The organism is Embleya sp. AB8 (assembly GCF_049739465.1).
GTDB lineage: Bacteria > Actinomycetota > Actinomycetes > Streptomycetales > Streptomycetaceae > Embleya.
In genome coordinates this window covers 25,321-40,612 of sequence record NZ_JBMHHY010000052.1, presented here as the reverse complement: position 1 = coordinate 40,612, position 15,292 = coordinate 25,321, and the positions used below count along the sequence as shown (strand labels likewise).

Sequence of the window (15,292 nt, the reverse complement as noted above, 5' to 3'; positions counted from 1 at the left end):
GCGGGCCGGGGGTGTGGGGGGGGTTGCCCGGGCGGGCGGGGGGGGGGGTGCCGCGCGGGGGGGGGGGGGGGGGGCCCGGGCGGGGGGGGGGGGGGGGCCCCGGGGGGGGGCCCGGGGCCCCCGCGCCGCGGCACCCGAGCCGAGGCACCGGCCGGCGGGGTCAGCCCCCGAGCGTGGCCCGCAACCCGGGCTGGAGCAACTCCCCGTGCGCCCGGACCAGTTCATCGCACAACTCCCAGATCCGCGGCACCGGCAGCGCGGCGGCGGTGGCCGGGTCGACCATCGCGGCATGTCGGATGTGGCGCGGGTCGTCCTCCAGGGCGGCCCGCACCACCAGGTCGTTCATGCTCAGGTAGGCGCGGTTGAGCGCGGCCAACTGCGCGGGCAGCGCCCCGACTCGGGTCGGTTGTACGCCCAACCCGTCGACCAGGCACGGCACTTCGACCACGCCGTCGGCGGGCAGGTTGTCGATCAGGCCGTGGTTGGGCACGTTGCCGTAGATCGTCCGCGGCGTCCCGGTGGTGATGCTGTGGATGATCTGCGGGGCGTATTCCATGGTGGACTCGACCGGCACCGGCTCGCCGGCGGCGAGCGCGGCACGGGTCTGCTCGTAGGCGGCCATGTTCTCGTCGACGATGTCGAGATAGGCCCCGACGGGCAGCCGCAGCCGGGTGATCTCGCTGTCGTGGCCCAGGTACCAGGGCACGTACTCGCTGGAGTGCTCACTGGTCTCGGTCGGGTAGTAGCCGAGCCGCCGGTACATGTCCACCCGTACCCGGCGGCGCAGTTCCGGGTCGTCGGCGATCAGCGCGTCCAGGCGCGGGTACAGGTCGGTGCCGGCGTGTTCGAAGCGCAACACCCAGGCCTGGTGGTTGACCCCGGCGGCGCGGTAGTCGATCTCCTCGTAGGGGACGCCGACCAGTTCGGCCAGACCCTGCATGGTCCAGTAGACGGAGTGGCACAGGCCCACCACGCGCGTGAGCCCGGTGGCGCGGGTCAGGTAACCGACGTTCATCGCCATCGGGTTGGTGTAGTTGAGCAGCCACGCGTTCGGACACACGGCCGCGATGTCCGCGCCGAGCGCGGCCAGGACCGGGAAGGTGCGCAGGGCGCGGAAGATGCCGCCGACCCCGAGGGTGTCGCCGATGGTCTGCCGCAGGCCGTAGCGGGCCGGTATCTCGAAGTCGGTCCGGGTCGCCTCGCGCATCCCGACCTGGATGATGTTGATCACGAAGTGCGCGTCGACCAGTGCCTCGCGCCGGTCGGCATGCGTGCTGATCAGCGGATTCGCGCCGCGTTCGGCGGCGATCAGGCGGGCCGCGCCCTCGGCGGTGGCCAGCCGTTCGGCGTCGATGTCGTGCAGCGCGACGTGCACGTTCGCCAACTCCGGGAAGGCGAACAGGTCGGCAAGGAGCCCCTGGGTGAACACGACGCTGCCGGCGCCGACGAAGACGATCTTGGTGCGGGTCATGAGTGGTTCTTTCCCTGGTTGTCTCGGTTGCGGGCCAGCGCGGCGAGCGCCTCGGCCCGGGTGGCTTGGGCCGGGGTGCCGCCGTGCGCCCGGGTGGACAGCGCTCCGCACGCGGCGGCGAACTCCAGGGCCCGGGCCGGTGATTCGTCGGCGAGCAGGGCGGCGAGGTAGCCGGCGTCGAAGCTGTCGCCGGCGCCGACGGTGTCGAGTGGTTCGGCCGGGATGCCGGCGGTGTACACGATGTCGCGGCCGTCGTGCGCGAATGCGCCCGCGCCGCCGTTCTTGACCACCACGAGCGGTCCCCGGGCGGCCAGCAGGCCGGCCGCCTGCTCGGGGGTGCCGGTGGGCAGGTGGGCCAGCGCGAGCGCCTCCTGGGCGTTGGGCAACAGGACGTCGACGGTGGGCAGTACGCCGGCCAGCGCGGTCGGGTCCCAGCGGCCGGCGGGGTCGTCGTTGGTGTCCAGGGACGTGGTGGCGCCGTGCGCGCGGGCGGTGCGCAGCAGGTCGGGCAGTGCGGCGGCGAGCTGTGGCAGCAGGAACCAGGACGCGGCGTGTACGTGTCTGCTGCGGGTGAGCAACCGCTCGGGGACGTCGTCCGGTCCGGTCGTGGCCAGCGTCCCGGCGGCGGTCAGGATGGCCCGGTCCCCGTCGGGCCGGGTGAGTACCGTGGTCAGCGGCGTGGCCTCGCCCGGGACCACGCGCAGCGCGGAGGTGTCCACGCCCCGGGCGTCGAGCGCGGCCCGGACGAACCGGCCGGCGTCGTCGTCGCCGATCCGGGCGGCGATGGCCACCCGCAGGCCGAGCCGGGCCGCGCCGCACGCGGTGATCGCGCCGGAGCCGCCGAGGGTGAGCAGGCCGGTGGGGACGAGCCGTTCGTGTTGCCCGAAGGCCAACGGGCCGTCCAGCGGGCCGAGTACGACGTCGGGGTTGGCGTCGCCGAGGACGAGCAGGTCGAGGTCGGGAGAGTGCGGCATGGGTATTCCTGGAGCTTCCTGGGGTGGACGGAGCCGGCAACGGTGCGCGGCAGGGGCGAACTCCGGTGGGAGCGCCGGCCCTCAGCCTTTGAGGCCGCTGGAGGTGATGGACTGGATGAACGCCTTCTGCGCGCCGAGGAAGGCCAGCAGCACCGGGAGCACGGTGATCACGTTGCCGGCCATCACCGCGGCCCACTGGGTGTGGTGTTGGCCCTGGAACGTGGTCAGGCCCAGTTGCAGGGTGTACTGGCTGTCGTGGTTGATCGCGATCAGCGGCCAGCTCAGGTCGTTCCAGGTGGTGAGGAAGGTCAACACGGCGACGGTGCTGAGCGCGGGTCGGGACAGCGGCAGCACGATCAGCACCAGTACGCGCAGTCGGGAACATCCGTCGATCCAGGCCGCCTCCTCGAGTTCGCGCGGGAGCGAGAGGAAGAACTGGCGGAGCAGGAAGACCGCGAACGGGGTGACCAGGGACGGGATGATCAACGCCCCGAGGGTGTCGATCAACCCGAGCCGCTTCATGATCAGGAAGGTCGGGATCATGGTGAGCTGGAACGGGATCGCCATGGTGGCCAACATCGCCACCATCAGCGTGCGCGAGCCCAGGAACCGCATCCGCGCGAACGCGTACCCGCCCAACGCCCCGAACACCAGGTTGGCGACCACCGCGACCGCCGAGACGATCAGCGAATTGGCGAACCAGCGCGGGAACATCGCGTTGCCCAGCACGTAGCGATAGCCGCCCAGGTCGATCCCGGAGGGCCACAGGGCGGGCGGGAAACGGTTGATCTCCGCGTTGGTCATCACCGAGCTGAGCACCAACCACAGCAGCGGCAATGCGAACAGCAGGGACAGCGGGGCGAGCAGCAGATGCCACGGGCTGAACGGCAGCAGGCGGCGCGGACTCGACGTGACGTGCGCGGCGGTGCGCACGTGGGTGGTCGGCAACGGCGGTGCGGTGGTGGTCACTTGGCGCCTCCCTCGGGCCCGACGGTGGCGACGACGGCGCCGGGCCGGTGGCCGCGGACCAGGCGCATCGCCACCGCGATCACCAGGAGCGCAACGGCGAGCACGTAGGCGGCCGCCGCGCCGTACCCGGCGGTGAAGTTCTTGAACGCCTGCTCCCAGATGAAGTAGACGATGACGGTGGTCGAGCCCAACGGCCCGCCCTTGGTGGTGACATAGACCAGGTCGAACACCTGGAGCGCGTTGATCGTCTGCCACAGCAGCAGAAACGTGTTGACGGGGGTGAGCGTCGGCAGCACCACGTGGCGGAGCAACTGCCACCGGCCGGCGCCGTCCAGACGGGCCGCCTCCAGGAGCGAGGGCGGCACGTCCTGGAGTGCGGCGAGGTAGATCACCACGCAGAACCCGGTTCCACTCCACACCGAGATCGCCACCAGGACGAGCAACGCCTGCGCGGGATCGTTGAGGAAGCCCTGCCGGCCGATCCCGAGCGCGTGCAACACCGAGTTGGCCGCGCCGAACTCCGGGTCCAGGATGAACGAGAACAGCACACCCTGGGCGGTGGCCGAGATGACGAACGGTACGAAGATCAACGTGCGGTACAGGCCGACCAGTTTGATCCGCCGGTTCAGCACCAGAGCCAGGAACAGGCCGAGGGCCATGCTCAGCGGCACGTACAACGCGGTGTACAGCAGGGTGTTGCGTACGGCCTGGCCGAAGTGCGGGTCCTGGGTCAGTGCGTCGTAGTTGTCCAGGCCGACCCACCGGCTGGGGGTGACCAGGTCGTCGGCGCGGAAGGACAGCAACAACGACCAGACGAACGGCACCACGCTCAGGCCCAGGACGACCAGTACGGCGGGCAGGATGTACACCCACGCGGTCGCCGTCTCGCGCCGGCGTCTGCGGCGCAGGGTGCGCCGTTGTCGATCCCGGTCGGAGAGCGTGAGTGGAGCGGGCGGTGCGGGCATGGTGGGGCTCCTCGACTCGGCTCGGCTCGGTCGGATGGCTCGGGGGGACCCGGCGGGCCCGGTGAACCCGTCGGGCTCGGTGAACCCGTCGGGCTCGGTGAACCCGTCGGGCTCGGCGAACCCGTTGGGCTCGGTGGGTGCGGCGGGTGCGGGGTGGGTGCGGCGGGTTCAGCGGGGGATGACCAGGGCCGCCTTGGCCGCCGAGGCACAGCGGTTCAGTGCCCGGGTGGGGCTGCTCCTGCCGAGCAGTACGGAGACGACGGCCTCGCCGAGGGCGGTGGAGATCTGCGGGTAGGCCGGGTGCGCGGGGCGGACCCGGGCGGTTTCCAGGGCCTTGGTGAACACGTCCAGGCCGGGGGTCTCGGCGGCGTGCGCGCGCCACTCCGGCCTGGCCTCGCAGGTCCGACTCAGCGGCAGGCTGCCGGCTCGGACGGCCCAGTCGACGTCCTGATCGGGTTGAGCCAGCCAGGATACGAAGGTGCGCGCGGCGCGCACCCGGGCGCTGCCGTTGTCGAAGACGGTCCAGGTGTCGGGGCCGCAGATGGTCATCGGCCGGCCGCTGTAGCTGGGCAGTGGCACCACGTGGTAGTCGATCCGGGCCTGGGTGACGTCGGGGATCTGCCACGGGCCGGTCACCACCATGCCCATCCGGCCGGAGGCGAAGACCTGGTACATCTGCTCGGTGCCGGACTTGGGGTCGAGGTAGGCGCTCCTGCTCCGGGCGAGCGCGTCCACCGTCTCCAGGGCGCGGACGCCGACGTCCTTGAAGCCGATGCCGCGGCCGTCCTCGGCGATCACGTCGCCGCCCAGGTCCCACACCATCGGCCACAACCGCCAGACGGTGTCCTCGTCGCCGACGGCCGGCCATCCGGTGCCGAAGACGCCGCGTTGTGCGTCGGTCAGGCGTTGTGCGGTGGCCAGGAAGTCGTGCCAGGTCCAGCCTGCTTGCGGGAGCGGGATGCCGGCCGCCTCGAAGAGTTTCTTGTTGCACATCACCGCGAGGGCGTCGAGCATCGCCGGCGTCGCGCGGATCCTGTTGTTGATGGTGACGGCCTGGCGGGCCGGGTCCCAGTAGTTCTCCCAGGGGGTGGGGGCGGAGCGTACGGTCTCGCTCAGGTCGACCACCTTGGGGCTGCGCGCGACGCCGGCCAGGTCGGAGCCGAACACGTAGGCGATGTCGGGGTAGGAGCCGGCGGCGAGTGCGGCGGTGATCTTCTGCAACATCGCGTCGGCGAGCACACCGCCGCCGAGGTCGACCCGGATGCCGGGTTGGGCGCGGTGGAACTTCTCGACCAGGGCTTCGAGCGCGGTGCGGCCGACGTCGGTCTGGCCGTGCCACATCTCGATCGTGACGCGTCCGTCGGCACCCACGCCGTCGTCGGTGCTGCCACACGCGGACAGCGCGGTCGCGGCGGCGGCGCCCGCGCCCAGGCGCAGCAGGCCGCGCCGGGTGAGGCCGGTGGGAGGGAACTGGCCGAGCAGCACTGGACCTCCAGGGAACTTCGAAGCGCGGACGCACGGGTGGGGGAGGGCGCGCGTGGCGGGGCATGGCCCATGGCCCATGGCGATGGGCGGCCCGGCGCTCCTTGCTTGTCGCAGGGGAGCGGAGCGCGGGCCGGGGGGAGGGGGGTGGGGTGGGGGAAAGCGGAGGCGTCAGCAGGTCTTGCGGACGTACGCGGGGTCGCCGACGGGCCGGACGCGGAGGTCGCGGCGGACGACGCTCAGCCGATCGCCCCACGTGGCACAGGCGTTGCTCAGGCCCTTGGCGGTGTACGCGGTGGTCGCCGTGAGGGCGGCGAGGTGTCGGGCGGAGCTGCGCGGGAGGAAGGTGTTCATCATCGAACTCCAGGAACGGAGGATACGTCCCCGCCTCGGGCGTCCGAAGACACCCTGGCGACTTTGTCCGGGCTTGCGGCTGCACACCGTCCACCGGCTAGGCGTACCTTTGCCGCCGATTGCGCTGCCTTCGGCGTCGCAGCAGTAAATCGAGCATGAATCACCATGTCAAGGGATCATCGGTGCGCATACTGTGCACGGAGGTTGCCGAATGCCCCGGGAATGTTGCGATGTTCGCTTTCCCGTCTCGGGTGACTGCGCGAATGCGCACGGATAGGCTGCGGGCATGCTGAGAACCGAGCGCCATGCGCGCATCCTCGAACACGTTGCCGCGCACGGGAGTGTGAGCGTCGAGGAACTGTCCGCGACCCTGGCGGTCTCCGGGGCCACGGTCCGCCGCGACCTCCAGCACCTGGACGCGATGAACCTGCTGCGGCGCACCCACGGCGGGGCGTCGGTGGGCAACATCGGCCTGGAGACGCCGATGCAGTACCGTAGCGAACGCCGCCGCCCGGAGAAGCTGGCCATCGCCCAAGCCGCCGCCGCACTCGTCCCGGACCGGGCGGTGGTCGGGCTGACCGGCGGCTCCACGGCGACCGAGATCGCCCGCATCCTGGCCGAGCGCGGGCCGGTCACGATCGTCACCAACGCGGTCAACATCGCGGCCGAGCTGGTGCTGCACAAGGACGTCACACTCGTGGTGATCGGCGGCACGGCCCGCAACGAGAGCTACGAACTGGTCGGGCCGATCGCGGAGAAGACGCTCGCCGACTACTACACGGACGTGACGTTCCTGGGCGTGGACGGGATCAGCGCCGCGCACGGCTGCACGACGCACGACCAGTTGGAGGCGGCGACCGACCGGGCCTTCACCGACCGCAGCAACCTGACGGTCGTGGTCGCGGACCACTCGAAGGTCGGCAAGGCGACGCTGGCCCGCATCTGCCCACTGTCGACGATCGGCCACCTCGTCACCGACCAGGACGCCCCACCGGACGAACTGGACCGGATCACCGCGGCGGGGGTGAGCGTGACGGTGGTGTGAGGGGGACCGGGGGCCCGGGCCGCGACTTCCCGGGCCGACCCGCCGACCCGCCGACCCGCCGATCAGGCGAGCGCGTCCGGGAGTTGCCGTTCATGTGCCACGCCGAGGCTCGCACGGCGTGGGCGGTCCAAGCCCTGTGTGTCTCCTTGCCTTCCCTCCGGGAGCCCCTCATCGACCCCGCTGGTGCGGCTTGTGCCCTACCCCCGCGTACAGCCATTCGAGGTCCGCGTACGCGCGGGGGAGGCGGTCCGGGCGCCAGGTGGAGATCGGGACCAAACCGGGCTTGACCAGGGTCAGGTCGGCGAAGAGCGCGGCGACTTCGGGCAACGCGCGGGGGAACAGGGGGGTGGCCGAGTGGCGATAGGTCTTGGCGGTTGTTCGGGCCGCCTCGGGGTGCAGGTCGGCGGCGGCGTGGGACAGGATCAGGACGCTGCCCGGGGGTGTCGCCGCCATCAACGTGCGGACGATCGCCGCCGGGTCGTCCGCGTCGCAGACGTAGTGCAGGACCGCCGTCAGGACCACCGCCACCGGCCGGTTCAGGTCCACCCCCGCGCGGACCGACGCCTGCTGCAACAGGGCCTCCGGGGCCCGGAGATCGCCCTCGACCACGCGCACCCGGCCCGGCCGGCTCGATAACGCCCGGGCATGCGCGAGGACCAGCGGGTCGTTGTCCACGTATACCGCCCGGGCCTCCTCCGTGGCCAGCACCGCACACTCGTAGGTGTCGCCCGGAGCCGGCAACCCCACCCCGATGTCCAGGAATTGGCGGATCCCACAGCCGGTCGCAAAGGCCACCGCGCGACGCAGGAAGGCCCGGTTGGCCCGGGCCATCGAGCGTACCTCCGGGGCCGTCCCCAGGACCGCCTCGGCGGCCTCGCGGTCCGCCGCGAAGTGGTTCTTGCCGTTGAGGTAGTAGTCGTACATCCGAGCCGGATGAGCCAGATCGGTGCGCAAACCCCACACGGGTGGTCGCGCCTCCGGCGCCTGTTGCGGCATCACAATCATCGGCCTTCCCGGTACTCGGGCCACGGGCCGCCCGAACGGGCGAGGCGGGGATACCCGCCGGGCGGTCCCGCGTTATTCCTCCGGATCGCCTGGGGAGATCAGCGACGGAGGAAATCCGTGACGACGGCGTCGAAGCGCTCGTGCTCCTCGACGAAGGGCACATGGCCGCTCGCAGAGAACTTCTCCACCCGAGCGTCCGGCAACACCCCGGCCAGCCAACCGGCCACATCACCGGGGAAGACCCGACTGCGCTCGCCGTAGATCAGCAGGGTCGGGACGAGCACCTGCGGCAGTACCGACCGCCAGTCGGAATAGGCCATGTCGAACCAGATGTCCAGGGCCGAGGCGGTATGCGTCTGGGTGGTCTCCGCGTACACCGCGTCCACCGCCTCCACCGCCGGCGGATCCGCGAAGCACGTCTCGATGAACGGCTTGACCGCGACCGGCCGGGCCTGCCGCACGGTCTGCGTGAACACTGCCAGATCCGTCGGCGAATAGCCACCGAGCAGCGGGAACTCCCAGTCCGGCGCGTCCAGGAAGCGCGGCGACTGGTCCACGAACACCGCGCCGCGCAAGCCCTCGCAGCCGAACTGCCGGACATACGACAGGATCACCGACGTACCCATCGACCAACCGACCAGGGTCACCTCGGCCAGTCCCAGCGCCCGGATCAACTCCTTGACATCCCGGGCGTATTGCTCCAGGGAGTGCCCCTCCGGCGTCTTGCCCGAACGCCCGTGACCGCGGAAGTCGTGCACGATCACCCGGTTCTCCGCCGCCAGCGCGGCGATGTTGCCGGACCAGAAGGTGCCGTTCATCGTCCAGCCGTGCAACAGCACCACCGGGCGGCCCTCGCCGTGCTCCTCGTAGTACAGCGGAACGGCATCGGACAACTCCAGATACGGCACGCTCTCTCCTTTGGTCCAGCCAGGTCGCGCCGACCTGCGCTGCCCGCAGTCTGCGTGAGCGAGCCGGCCACCCACCAGCCGGCGCAGGGGGGTTGCAGCAGCGTTGCAAAACCGCGCCCGCGCCCGGATCCGCCGGACACCGACCGTGCCGGCATGATGACCGGATGGCACAACGACCGGACGCACGCGAACGGGCGCTGAGCGGGGGAACGGCATCGGGTGTCCGCGACCCGATCCGGGCCTCGTGGTCGCGCGCCCGCCGACACGGCCTGCCGCCCGACGCCTACCTGCCGCCCGTCAGCCTCGACGACGACGAACTCGCCCGCTCGCGCGAGGAACACCCGCTCACCGGGATCTGGCCGCTGCTGCGCCGCTCGCTCAGCGGGCTGACCGCCGACCCGGGGCGCTTGTTGTTCCTCAGCGATGCCAGGGGGCATCTGCTGTGGGTCCAGGGGGATCGGCCGACGTTACGCTCGGCCGAGCGTGTACACCTGCTGCCGGGCGCGTTGTGGAGCGAGGCCGCGGCGGGGACCAGCGGAGTGGGGACGGCGCTGGCCACCGGGCGGCCGTTCCAGGTGTTCGGCGCCGAGCACTTCCTCTCCGCGGCCACCGCCTACACCTGTACGGCCACCCCCATCCACGACCCGGCCAGCGGCGAACTGCTCGGCATCCTCGACTTCACCTGCCCCGAACGGCATTGGCAACCACTGGCGGTACCCCTGCTCGACACCGCCCGCCGACTGGCCCAGTCCGAGCTGGAGACGGTTCGGCTGCGGGAGGAGATGCGGGTACGGACGCGCTACGTCGAGCGGATCGCCCGCCGACTCGGCACCCGAAGTGCGATCGTCGACCCGCGCGGCCGGGTACTGCGCGCGGATCCGCCCGGCTGGCTGCCGCAGCGCCTCCCGGTACCGCTGCCGCCCGCCGAAGGCCCCCTCGTGCTGCCCGGCGGACAGCTCCTGCTCGTCGAACGCCTCGCCGCCGGCGGCCTGTTCCTGGTCATCGCCGAGGACGGCGCGGCCGGCCCGGTGACCACCGCGCCGCTGCGCTTCCAGGCCCTGGGACTGCGCCGGGCCAGACTGCACATCGCCGGCGCCGACCACGAACTCACCCGCCGGCACGCCGAGATCGTCACCACGCTGCTGAGCGAACCCGGCGGGATGACGGCCCGGGCGATCACCGACGCGGTCTACGGCCCGACCGGGCGCCCGGCCACCGTCCGGGCCGAACTGGCCCGGCTGCGGGCGATTCTGGGCCACCGGCTCGGCTCCGACCCGTATCGGCTCACCGGGGACTGTGAGGCCGACTTCCTCGACCTGGACCGGGCCCTGGCCACCCCCGGCACCCCGCTCGACACCCTCCTCGACCGCTACCGAGGCCCACTCCTGCCCGGCTCCACCGCCCCACGCGTGCGCGAACTGCGCGAGGCACTGCACGAACGGCTGCGCCGCCGAGTCCTGGACACCGCCGACCCGGACACCGCGCTGCGCTGGTCCACCGCGCCGCAACCCTGAGCGTCACCCGGCCACGTCGAGATGGGCGAGCTTCTCCGGATTGACCACCGCGTACAACCGCCCGGCGCGCCCGTCGGCACCGAACTCGAAGACGTAGAGCACCTGTTGCCCACGCGGCCGCTCGATCAGTACGGCCGGCGCGTGGTTGATCCACATCGGCCGAAGCTCGGCGGTCCGGTAGAACCGCGCGAACAACGAGGCGAACACCCGCGCCGCCCGATCCGCGCCCAGGATCGGCCGGCGCGCCGCCCGGGCCCGGCCGCCGCCGTCGGTGGTGTAGACGACGTCGTCCCGCAGCAGTGCCTTGAGCCGATCGAGATCGCCGTCGCGCGCGGCCGACAGGAAACCCTCCACCAGGCGCCGCCCGCGCGCCGGATCGGCCGGCGGGACCGGCCCGGGCAGCGCGGCCACGCGCCGCACGGCGCGGCGGTGCAGCTGACGGCAGGACGCGGCGCTGCGCTCCAGGGTCGTGGCGATCTCGTCGTACGGGAGCGCGAACGCCTCACGCAGTACGAACACCGCACGCTCGACCGGGGTCAGCCGGTCCATCAGCAACAACATTGCGATCGACGCCGAGTCGCGCAGCGCCGCCGTGTCGGCGGGGTCGTCGGGGTGGGTGGGCAGCGGCTCGGGCAACCACGGGCCGACGTACGTCTCGCGCCGGGCCACCGCCGAGCGGAGCCGGTCCACGGCCAGCCTGGTGACGATCGTGGTCAGGAACGCCGCCGGATTGGCGATCGCCGCCCGGTCGGTACCGGTCCAGCGGACGAAGGCGTCCTGGACGGTGTCCTCGGCGTCGTGTACCGAACCCAACATCCGGTAGGCCAGCGCGAGCAACATCGGCCGGTGCTCGACGAACGACTCGTCGAGCACCGCCGTACCGGCCTCGCCGGCCTCGAACGTGCTGCTCACGGCCGCGCCGGGACCACCGCTCGGGTCGCGATCGCGAATCGATTCCACGCATTGATCGTAGCGATGGCGGTGATCACATGAACCAGCTCGGTCTCGGTGAACTGCTCGGCGGCCCGGGCCCAGACGTCGTCCGGAACGCCGTGCTCGCCGAGCCGGGTCGCCGCGTCGGTGAGCGCGAGCGCGGCCTGCTCACGCGGCGTGAACAGGTGATTCGCCTCCTCCCACGCGGCCACCACGATCAGCCGCTGAGCACTCTCGCCCAACGCGAGCGCGTCGCGGGAGTGGATGTCGAGGCAGTACGCACAGCCGTTGAGGTAGCTGGCCCGCATCTTGATCAACTCGAAGAGGATGGGGTCCAGGCGCTCGGCGCAGTAGGTCTCCAATCCCTTCATCGCCTGATAGGCGGCCGGGTCGACCCGCGTCCAGGCCAGTCGCGGCGAGGGCTCGGTGGGGGTGGCGGGGGCGCTGGTGGACATGGTGACCGTCCTTTGGTGTCGTCTGGTTTTGTCTGGTCTCGTTGTGTGTCGCTTGGTGTCGCTTGGTGTTGCTGGGTGTTGTTTGGTGTTGCTTGGTGTCGGTATTCACGGAGCGTCCGTGTCGGACACTTCCTCGACGAGACAGCCCCCCGGAAATGTGACAGTGCCGAATGTGACGCCGGTCATGTCCGGGGGCGGCTACCGGGACCGGGACGGGGTGCGGGGGTGGGTGGGGAGGCGGGCGTGGACCTGCCAGCCGCCGGTGGGGGCCGGGCCGGTGGTGAGTCGGCCGCCGAAGAGGGCCACCCGTTCGCTCATGCCGATCAGGCCGTGGCCCATGCCGTCACCGGGGGCCGCCGCGCCGCGGCCGTCGTCGTGGATGTCGATCTCGATGTCGTCGCCCGGGTAGCGGAGCGCCACATGCGCCGTGGCACCCGGGCCGGCGTGTTTGCAGGTGTTGGTGAGTGCCTCCTGGACGATGCGATACACCGTCAGACCGACCGCCTGGGACAGTTCGACCGGGGTGCCCTCGGTGTGCAGCCGGACCGACAGGCCCGCGCGGCGGACCCGTTCGAGGAGCTCGTCGAGTTGCGCGACGCCGGGCTGCGGGACGTAGGCGTCGCTCTCGGTCTGCGAACGCAGTACGCCGAGCAGCCAGCGCATCTCGGCCAGCGCCTCGCGCCCGGTGGCGGCGATCGTGCCCAGCGCCTCGCGGGCCGACTCGGGCGCGGCGTCGATCGCGTACGCCGCGCCGTCCGCCTGGACCACCATCACCGACACGTTGTGTGCCACCACGTCGTGCAACTCCCGGGCGATCCGGGCCCGTTCGGCCGCCGCCGCGATCTGCGCCTGCTGATCGCGCTCGACCTCGAGTCGGGCGGCGCGGTCGACCAACTCGGCGTAGAACGCCCGGCGGGTGCGCATCGAATCGCCCAACACCCAGGAGATCGCCAGCAGTACCACGATGAAGCTGGCCAGGAACGCGTTGGCGCGCCACGAAGCGCCGTCCGAGTGCGGGAATCGGGCCAGCAGGATCGCCGGCGCGACGACGGTCGACGCGAGCGCGACCTGCGACATCCGCCGCGAACCCGCCTTGGCCGCGTGGTACACGATGACCAACATCGCGTAGTTGGCCACCGTGACGCTGCCGTCCGCGACCAATTCGGCCAGCCCGGCCAGCACCGCGAGCCCGGTCGCCATCCGGGGACGCACCCGGTGCAACGCCATGGCGATGGTCAGGACCACGACGATCGCGGCCACCCCGGGGAAGTTCCGGGGCTCGTCGTCGGCGGTCAGCAGCTGAATGATCGCGAGGCCGAACACCGGTACGGCGCACGCCGAATCGACCCAGAGGGGATGCGCTCGCAGCCAGGCGTAGATTCGTTGCACGTTGCGACGGTACGTGTTGCGGTGGTGACGCCGCATCACCCTGCACGCGGAACCGCCCCTCCGCCGCAGGTCCAACCCACCGTAGCCGACCCTGTACCTGAGCCCTATGCCCGCGGGTGGGCCCGTTGGGCAGCGGGCCCTTGTCCGCCGCGGAGCGTAGATGCGGGAGGCCGCCCGCCCGTTGCCGGGCGGGCGGCCTCCGCCGCGTGCGTTCGTCGATCAGGACCGCAGGCGGGCCATCCACGACTCGATCTCGTCGACGCCGCGCGGGAGTTCGGCGGACAGGTTCCGGTTGCCGTCCTCGGTGACCAGGATGTCGTCCTCGATCCGGACCCCGACGCCGCGATACTCCTCGGGCACGGTCAGGTCGTCGGCCTGGAAGTACAAGCCCGGCTCGACCGTCAGGCACATCCCCGGCTCCAACGCGCCGTCCACGTACGCCTCGGTGCGCGCCACCGCGCAGTCGTGGACGTCCAGACCGAGCATGTGCCCGGTGCCGTGCAGCGTCCAGCGGCGTTGCAGGCCCAGCTCCAACACCCGCTCCACCGGTCCCTCGACCAGGCCCCAGGCGACCAGGTGCTCGGCCAGGACGCGCTGCGCCGCGTCGTGGAAGTCGCGGAACTTCGCGCCGGGACGCACGGCCGCGATGCCCGCGTCCTGGGCGGCGAGTACCGCGTCGTAGATCCGGCGCTGGAACGCGGTGAACGTGCCCGAGATGGGCAGCGTGCGGGTGACGTCGGCGGTGTAGAGGGTGTGCGTCTCGACACCCGCGTCCAGGAGCAGCAGGTCGCCGTTGCGCACCGGGCCGTCGTTGCGGACCCAGTGCAGCGTGGTCGCGTGCGGTCCGGACGCGCAGATCGAGCCGTAGCCGATGTCGTTGCCCTCGACCCGGGCGCGCAGGAAGAAGGTGCCCTCCAGGTAACGCTCGGAGGTGGCCTCCGCGCGGTCCAGGACCCGGACCACGTCCTCGAAGCCGCGCACCGTCGAGTCGACGGCCGCCTGGAGCTGGCGGATCTCGAACTCGTCCTTGACCAACCGCTCGTCGGCCAGGAAGACCCGCAACTCCTCGTCCCGCTCGGCGTCGAGCCGCGCACCGAGCGCGGCCTCCAGGCCCGTGTCGTGCCCACGTACGATGCGCACGGCGCCGTCCGTCCCGGCCAGTTCCTCGGCGGCCTTGCGCACGTCCAGGCAGGGCAGCCCGTACAGCTGCTCGCCCTCGGCCAGCCCGGCCCGTCGACCGACCCACAGCTCGCCGTGCCCGTCCAGCCAGAACTCGCCGTTCTCCCGGTCGGAGCGCGGCAGCAGGTACAACACCGCGTCGTGCCCGTCGGCGACCGGCTCCAGGACCAGTACGCCGTCCTGGGTCAGATCGCCGGTCAGGTACGCATACTCACTGGCCGCCCGGAAGGCGTACTCGGTGTCGTTGGACCGCGTCTTGAGGTTGCCCGCGGGGATCACCAGACGCTCGCCCGGGAACCGCGCCGAGAGCGCGGCCCGCCGCCGCGCCGCGTTCGGGGCCTGCTCGATCGGTGCCGGATCGCTGCGCTCGGTGTCCGCCCAGCCGCCCCGCATATTCGCGGCCAGCTCGTCCGACACACCCCGGTAGAGGCCGTTCTTGCGCTGCTTGATCGGCTGCGCCTGCTCTGCGGACTGCCCGTTCTCGGCAACCACGCCTGCCTCCTCGGCTCGACTTCGGTCGAATTTCGAACATGTATGCCCCCCATTCTGACCGACGGCCCACGGGGGGAGGGAGGGGGCGTGGCACCGATACCCTCTACCCTCCCCGACGGCCGACGGCGAGCCGTCCGGGAGATCGGAGATCGCTACG

General features: G+C 71.7%; 14 protein-coding genes. 2 read left to right on the top strand and 12 right to left on the bottom strand.

The window, feature by feature from the left end:
* Window positions 1–160: 160 nt before the first annotated feature.
* The 6 genes from ABIA38_RS44025 to ABIA38_RS44000 all read right to left on the bottom strand — a co-directional run bounded on the left by ABIA38_RS44025 (window position 161) and on the right by ABIA38_RS44000 (window position 6,218).
* Entirely contained in the window at window positions 161–1,471 is a 1,311-nt protein-coding gene (locus tag ABIA38_RS44025) for an alpha-glucosidase/alpha-galactosidase (protein ID WP_424644676.1), read from the bottom strand.
* Window positions 1,468–2,445 carry a carbohydrate kinase family protein gene (locus tag ABIA38_RS44020; protein ID WP_424644675.1) on the bottom strand — a complete coding sequence of 326 codons (978 nt, stop codon included), beginning with the start codon at window positions 2,443–2,445 and terminating at the stop codon, window positions 1,468–1,470. The genes ABIA38_RS44025 and ABIA38_RS44020 overlap by 4 nt, the downstream gene beginning before the upstream one ends.
* 81 nt (window positions 2,446–2,526) lie before the next feature.
* Complete coding sequence (locus tag ABIA38_RS44015) at window positions 2,527–3,378, bottom strand: carbohydrate ABC transporter permease (RefSeq protein ID WP_424644679.1); 852 nt, start codon at window positions 3,376–3,378, stop codon at window positions 2,527–2,529.
* A gap of 32 nt (window positions 3,379–3,410) precedes the next feature.
* Entirely contained in the window at window positions 3,411–4,379 is a 969-nt protein-coding gene (locus ABIA38_RS44010) for a carbohydrate ABC transporter permease (protein WP_424644674.1), read from the bottom strand.
* Window positions 4,380–4,547: 168 nt separating this feature from the next.
* The gene (locus tag ABIA38_RS44005) at window positions 4,548–5,861 is read right to left on the bottom strand and encodes an extracellular solute-binding protein (protein WP_424644678.1); all 1,314 of its coding nucleotides are present in this window, start codon (window positions 5,859–5,861) and stop codon (window positions 4,548–4,550) included.
* A gap of 171 nt (window positions 5,862–6,032) precedes the next feature.
* On the bottom strand, window positions 6,033–6,218 hold the full coding sequence (locus tag ABIA38_RS44000) for a hypothetical protein (protein ID WP_424644673.1): 186 nt from the start codon (window positions 6,216–6,218) through the stop codon (window positions 6,033–6,035).
* A 283-nt stretch (window positions 6,219–6,501) separates the two neighbouring features.
* Here ABIA38_RS44000 and ABIA38_RS43995 point away from each other — a divergent pair, with 283 nt between their 5' ends.
* Window positions 6,502–7,260, top strand: a complete 759-nt coding sequence (locus ABIA38_RS43995) for a DeoR/GlpR family DNA-binding transcription regulator (protein ID WP_424644672.1) — start codon at window positions 6,502–6,504, stop codon at window positions 7,258–7,260.
* A gap of 168 nt (window positions 7,261–7,428) precedes the next feature.
* Here ABIA38_RS43995 and ABIA38_RS43990 read toward each other — a convergent pair whose 3' ends face one another.
* A complete protein-coding gene (locus tag ABIA38_RS43990) occupies window positions 7,429–8,265 on the bottom strand; it encodes an SAM-dependent methyltransferase (RefSeq protein ID WP_424644671.1) in 837 nt (278 codons plus the stop codon).
* A 98-nt stretch (window positions 8,266–8,363) separates the two neighbouring features.
* Entirely contained in the window at window positions 8,364–9,173 is an 810-nt protein-coding gene (locus ABIA38_RS43985) for an alpha/beta fold hydrolase (RefSeq protein ID WP_424644670.1), read from the bottom strand.
* Window positions 9,174–9,337: 164 nt separating this feature from the next.
* On the opposite strand from ABIA38_RS43985, the gene ABIA38_RS43980 reads away from it, so the two are divergent.
* The gene (locus ABIA38_RS43980) at window positions 9,338–10,687 is read left to right on the top strand and encodes a GAF domain-containing protein (RefSeq protein ID WP_424644669.1); all 1,350 of its coding nucleotides are present in this window, start codon (window positions 9,338–9,340) and stop codon (window positions 10,685–10,687) included.
* 3 nt (window positions 10,688–10,690) lie between these two features.
* Here the strand turns inward: ABIA38_RS43980 and ABIA38_RS43975 are convergent, their stop codons facing one another.
* From ABIA38_RS43975 to ABIA38_RS43960, 4 genes are all read right to left on the bottom strand, one after another.
* Window positions 10,691–11,647 carry an RNA polymerase sigma-70 factor gene (locus ABIA38_RS43975; RefSeq protein ID WP_424644668.1) on the bottom strand — a complete coding sequence of 319 codons (957 nt, stop codon included), beginning with the start codon at window positions 11,645–11,647 and terminating at the stop codon, window positions 10,691–10,693.
* Window positions 11,596–12,075: a carboxymuconolactone decarboxylase family protein gene (locus ABIA38_RS43970; protein ID WP_424644667.1), complete on the bottom strand. Its 480-nt coding sequence runs from the start codon at window positions 12,073–12,075 to the stop codon at window positions 11,596–11,598. Before ABIA38_RS43970 ends, ABIA38_RS43975 begins: the two co-directional genes overlap by 52 nt.
* Before the next feature lie 198 nt (window positions 12,076–12,273).
* Window positions 12,274–13,464, bottom strand: coding sequence for a sensor histidine kinase (locus ABIA38_RS43965; protein ID WP_424644666.1), 1,191 nt, complete (start codon window positions 13,462–13,464; stop codon window positions 12,274–12,276).
* Between the two features lie 219 nt (window positions 13,465–13,683).
* Window positions 13,684–15,135 carry an aminopeptidase P family protein gene (locus ABIA38_RS43960; RefSeq protein ID WP_424644665.1) on the bottom strand — a complete coding sequence of 484 codons (1,452 nt, stop codon included), beginning with the start codon at window positions 15,133–15,135 and terminating at the stop codon, window positions 13,684–13,686.
* Window positions 15,136–15,292 lie beyond the last annotated feature (157 nt).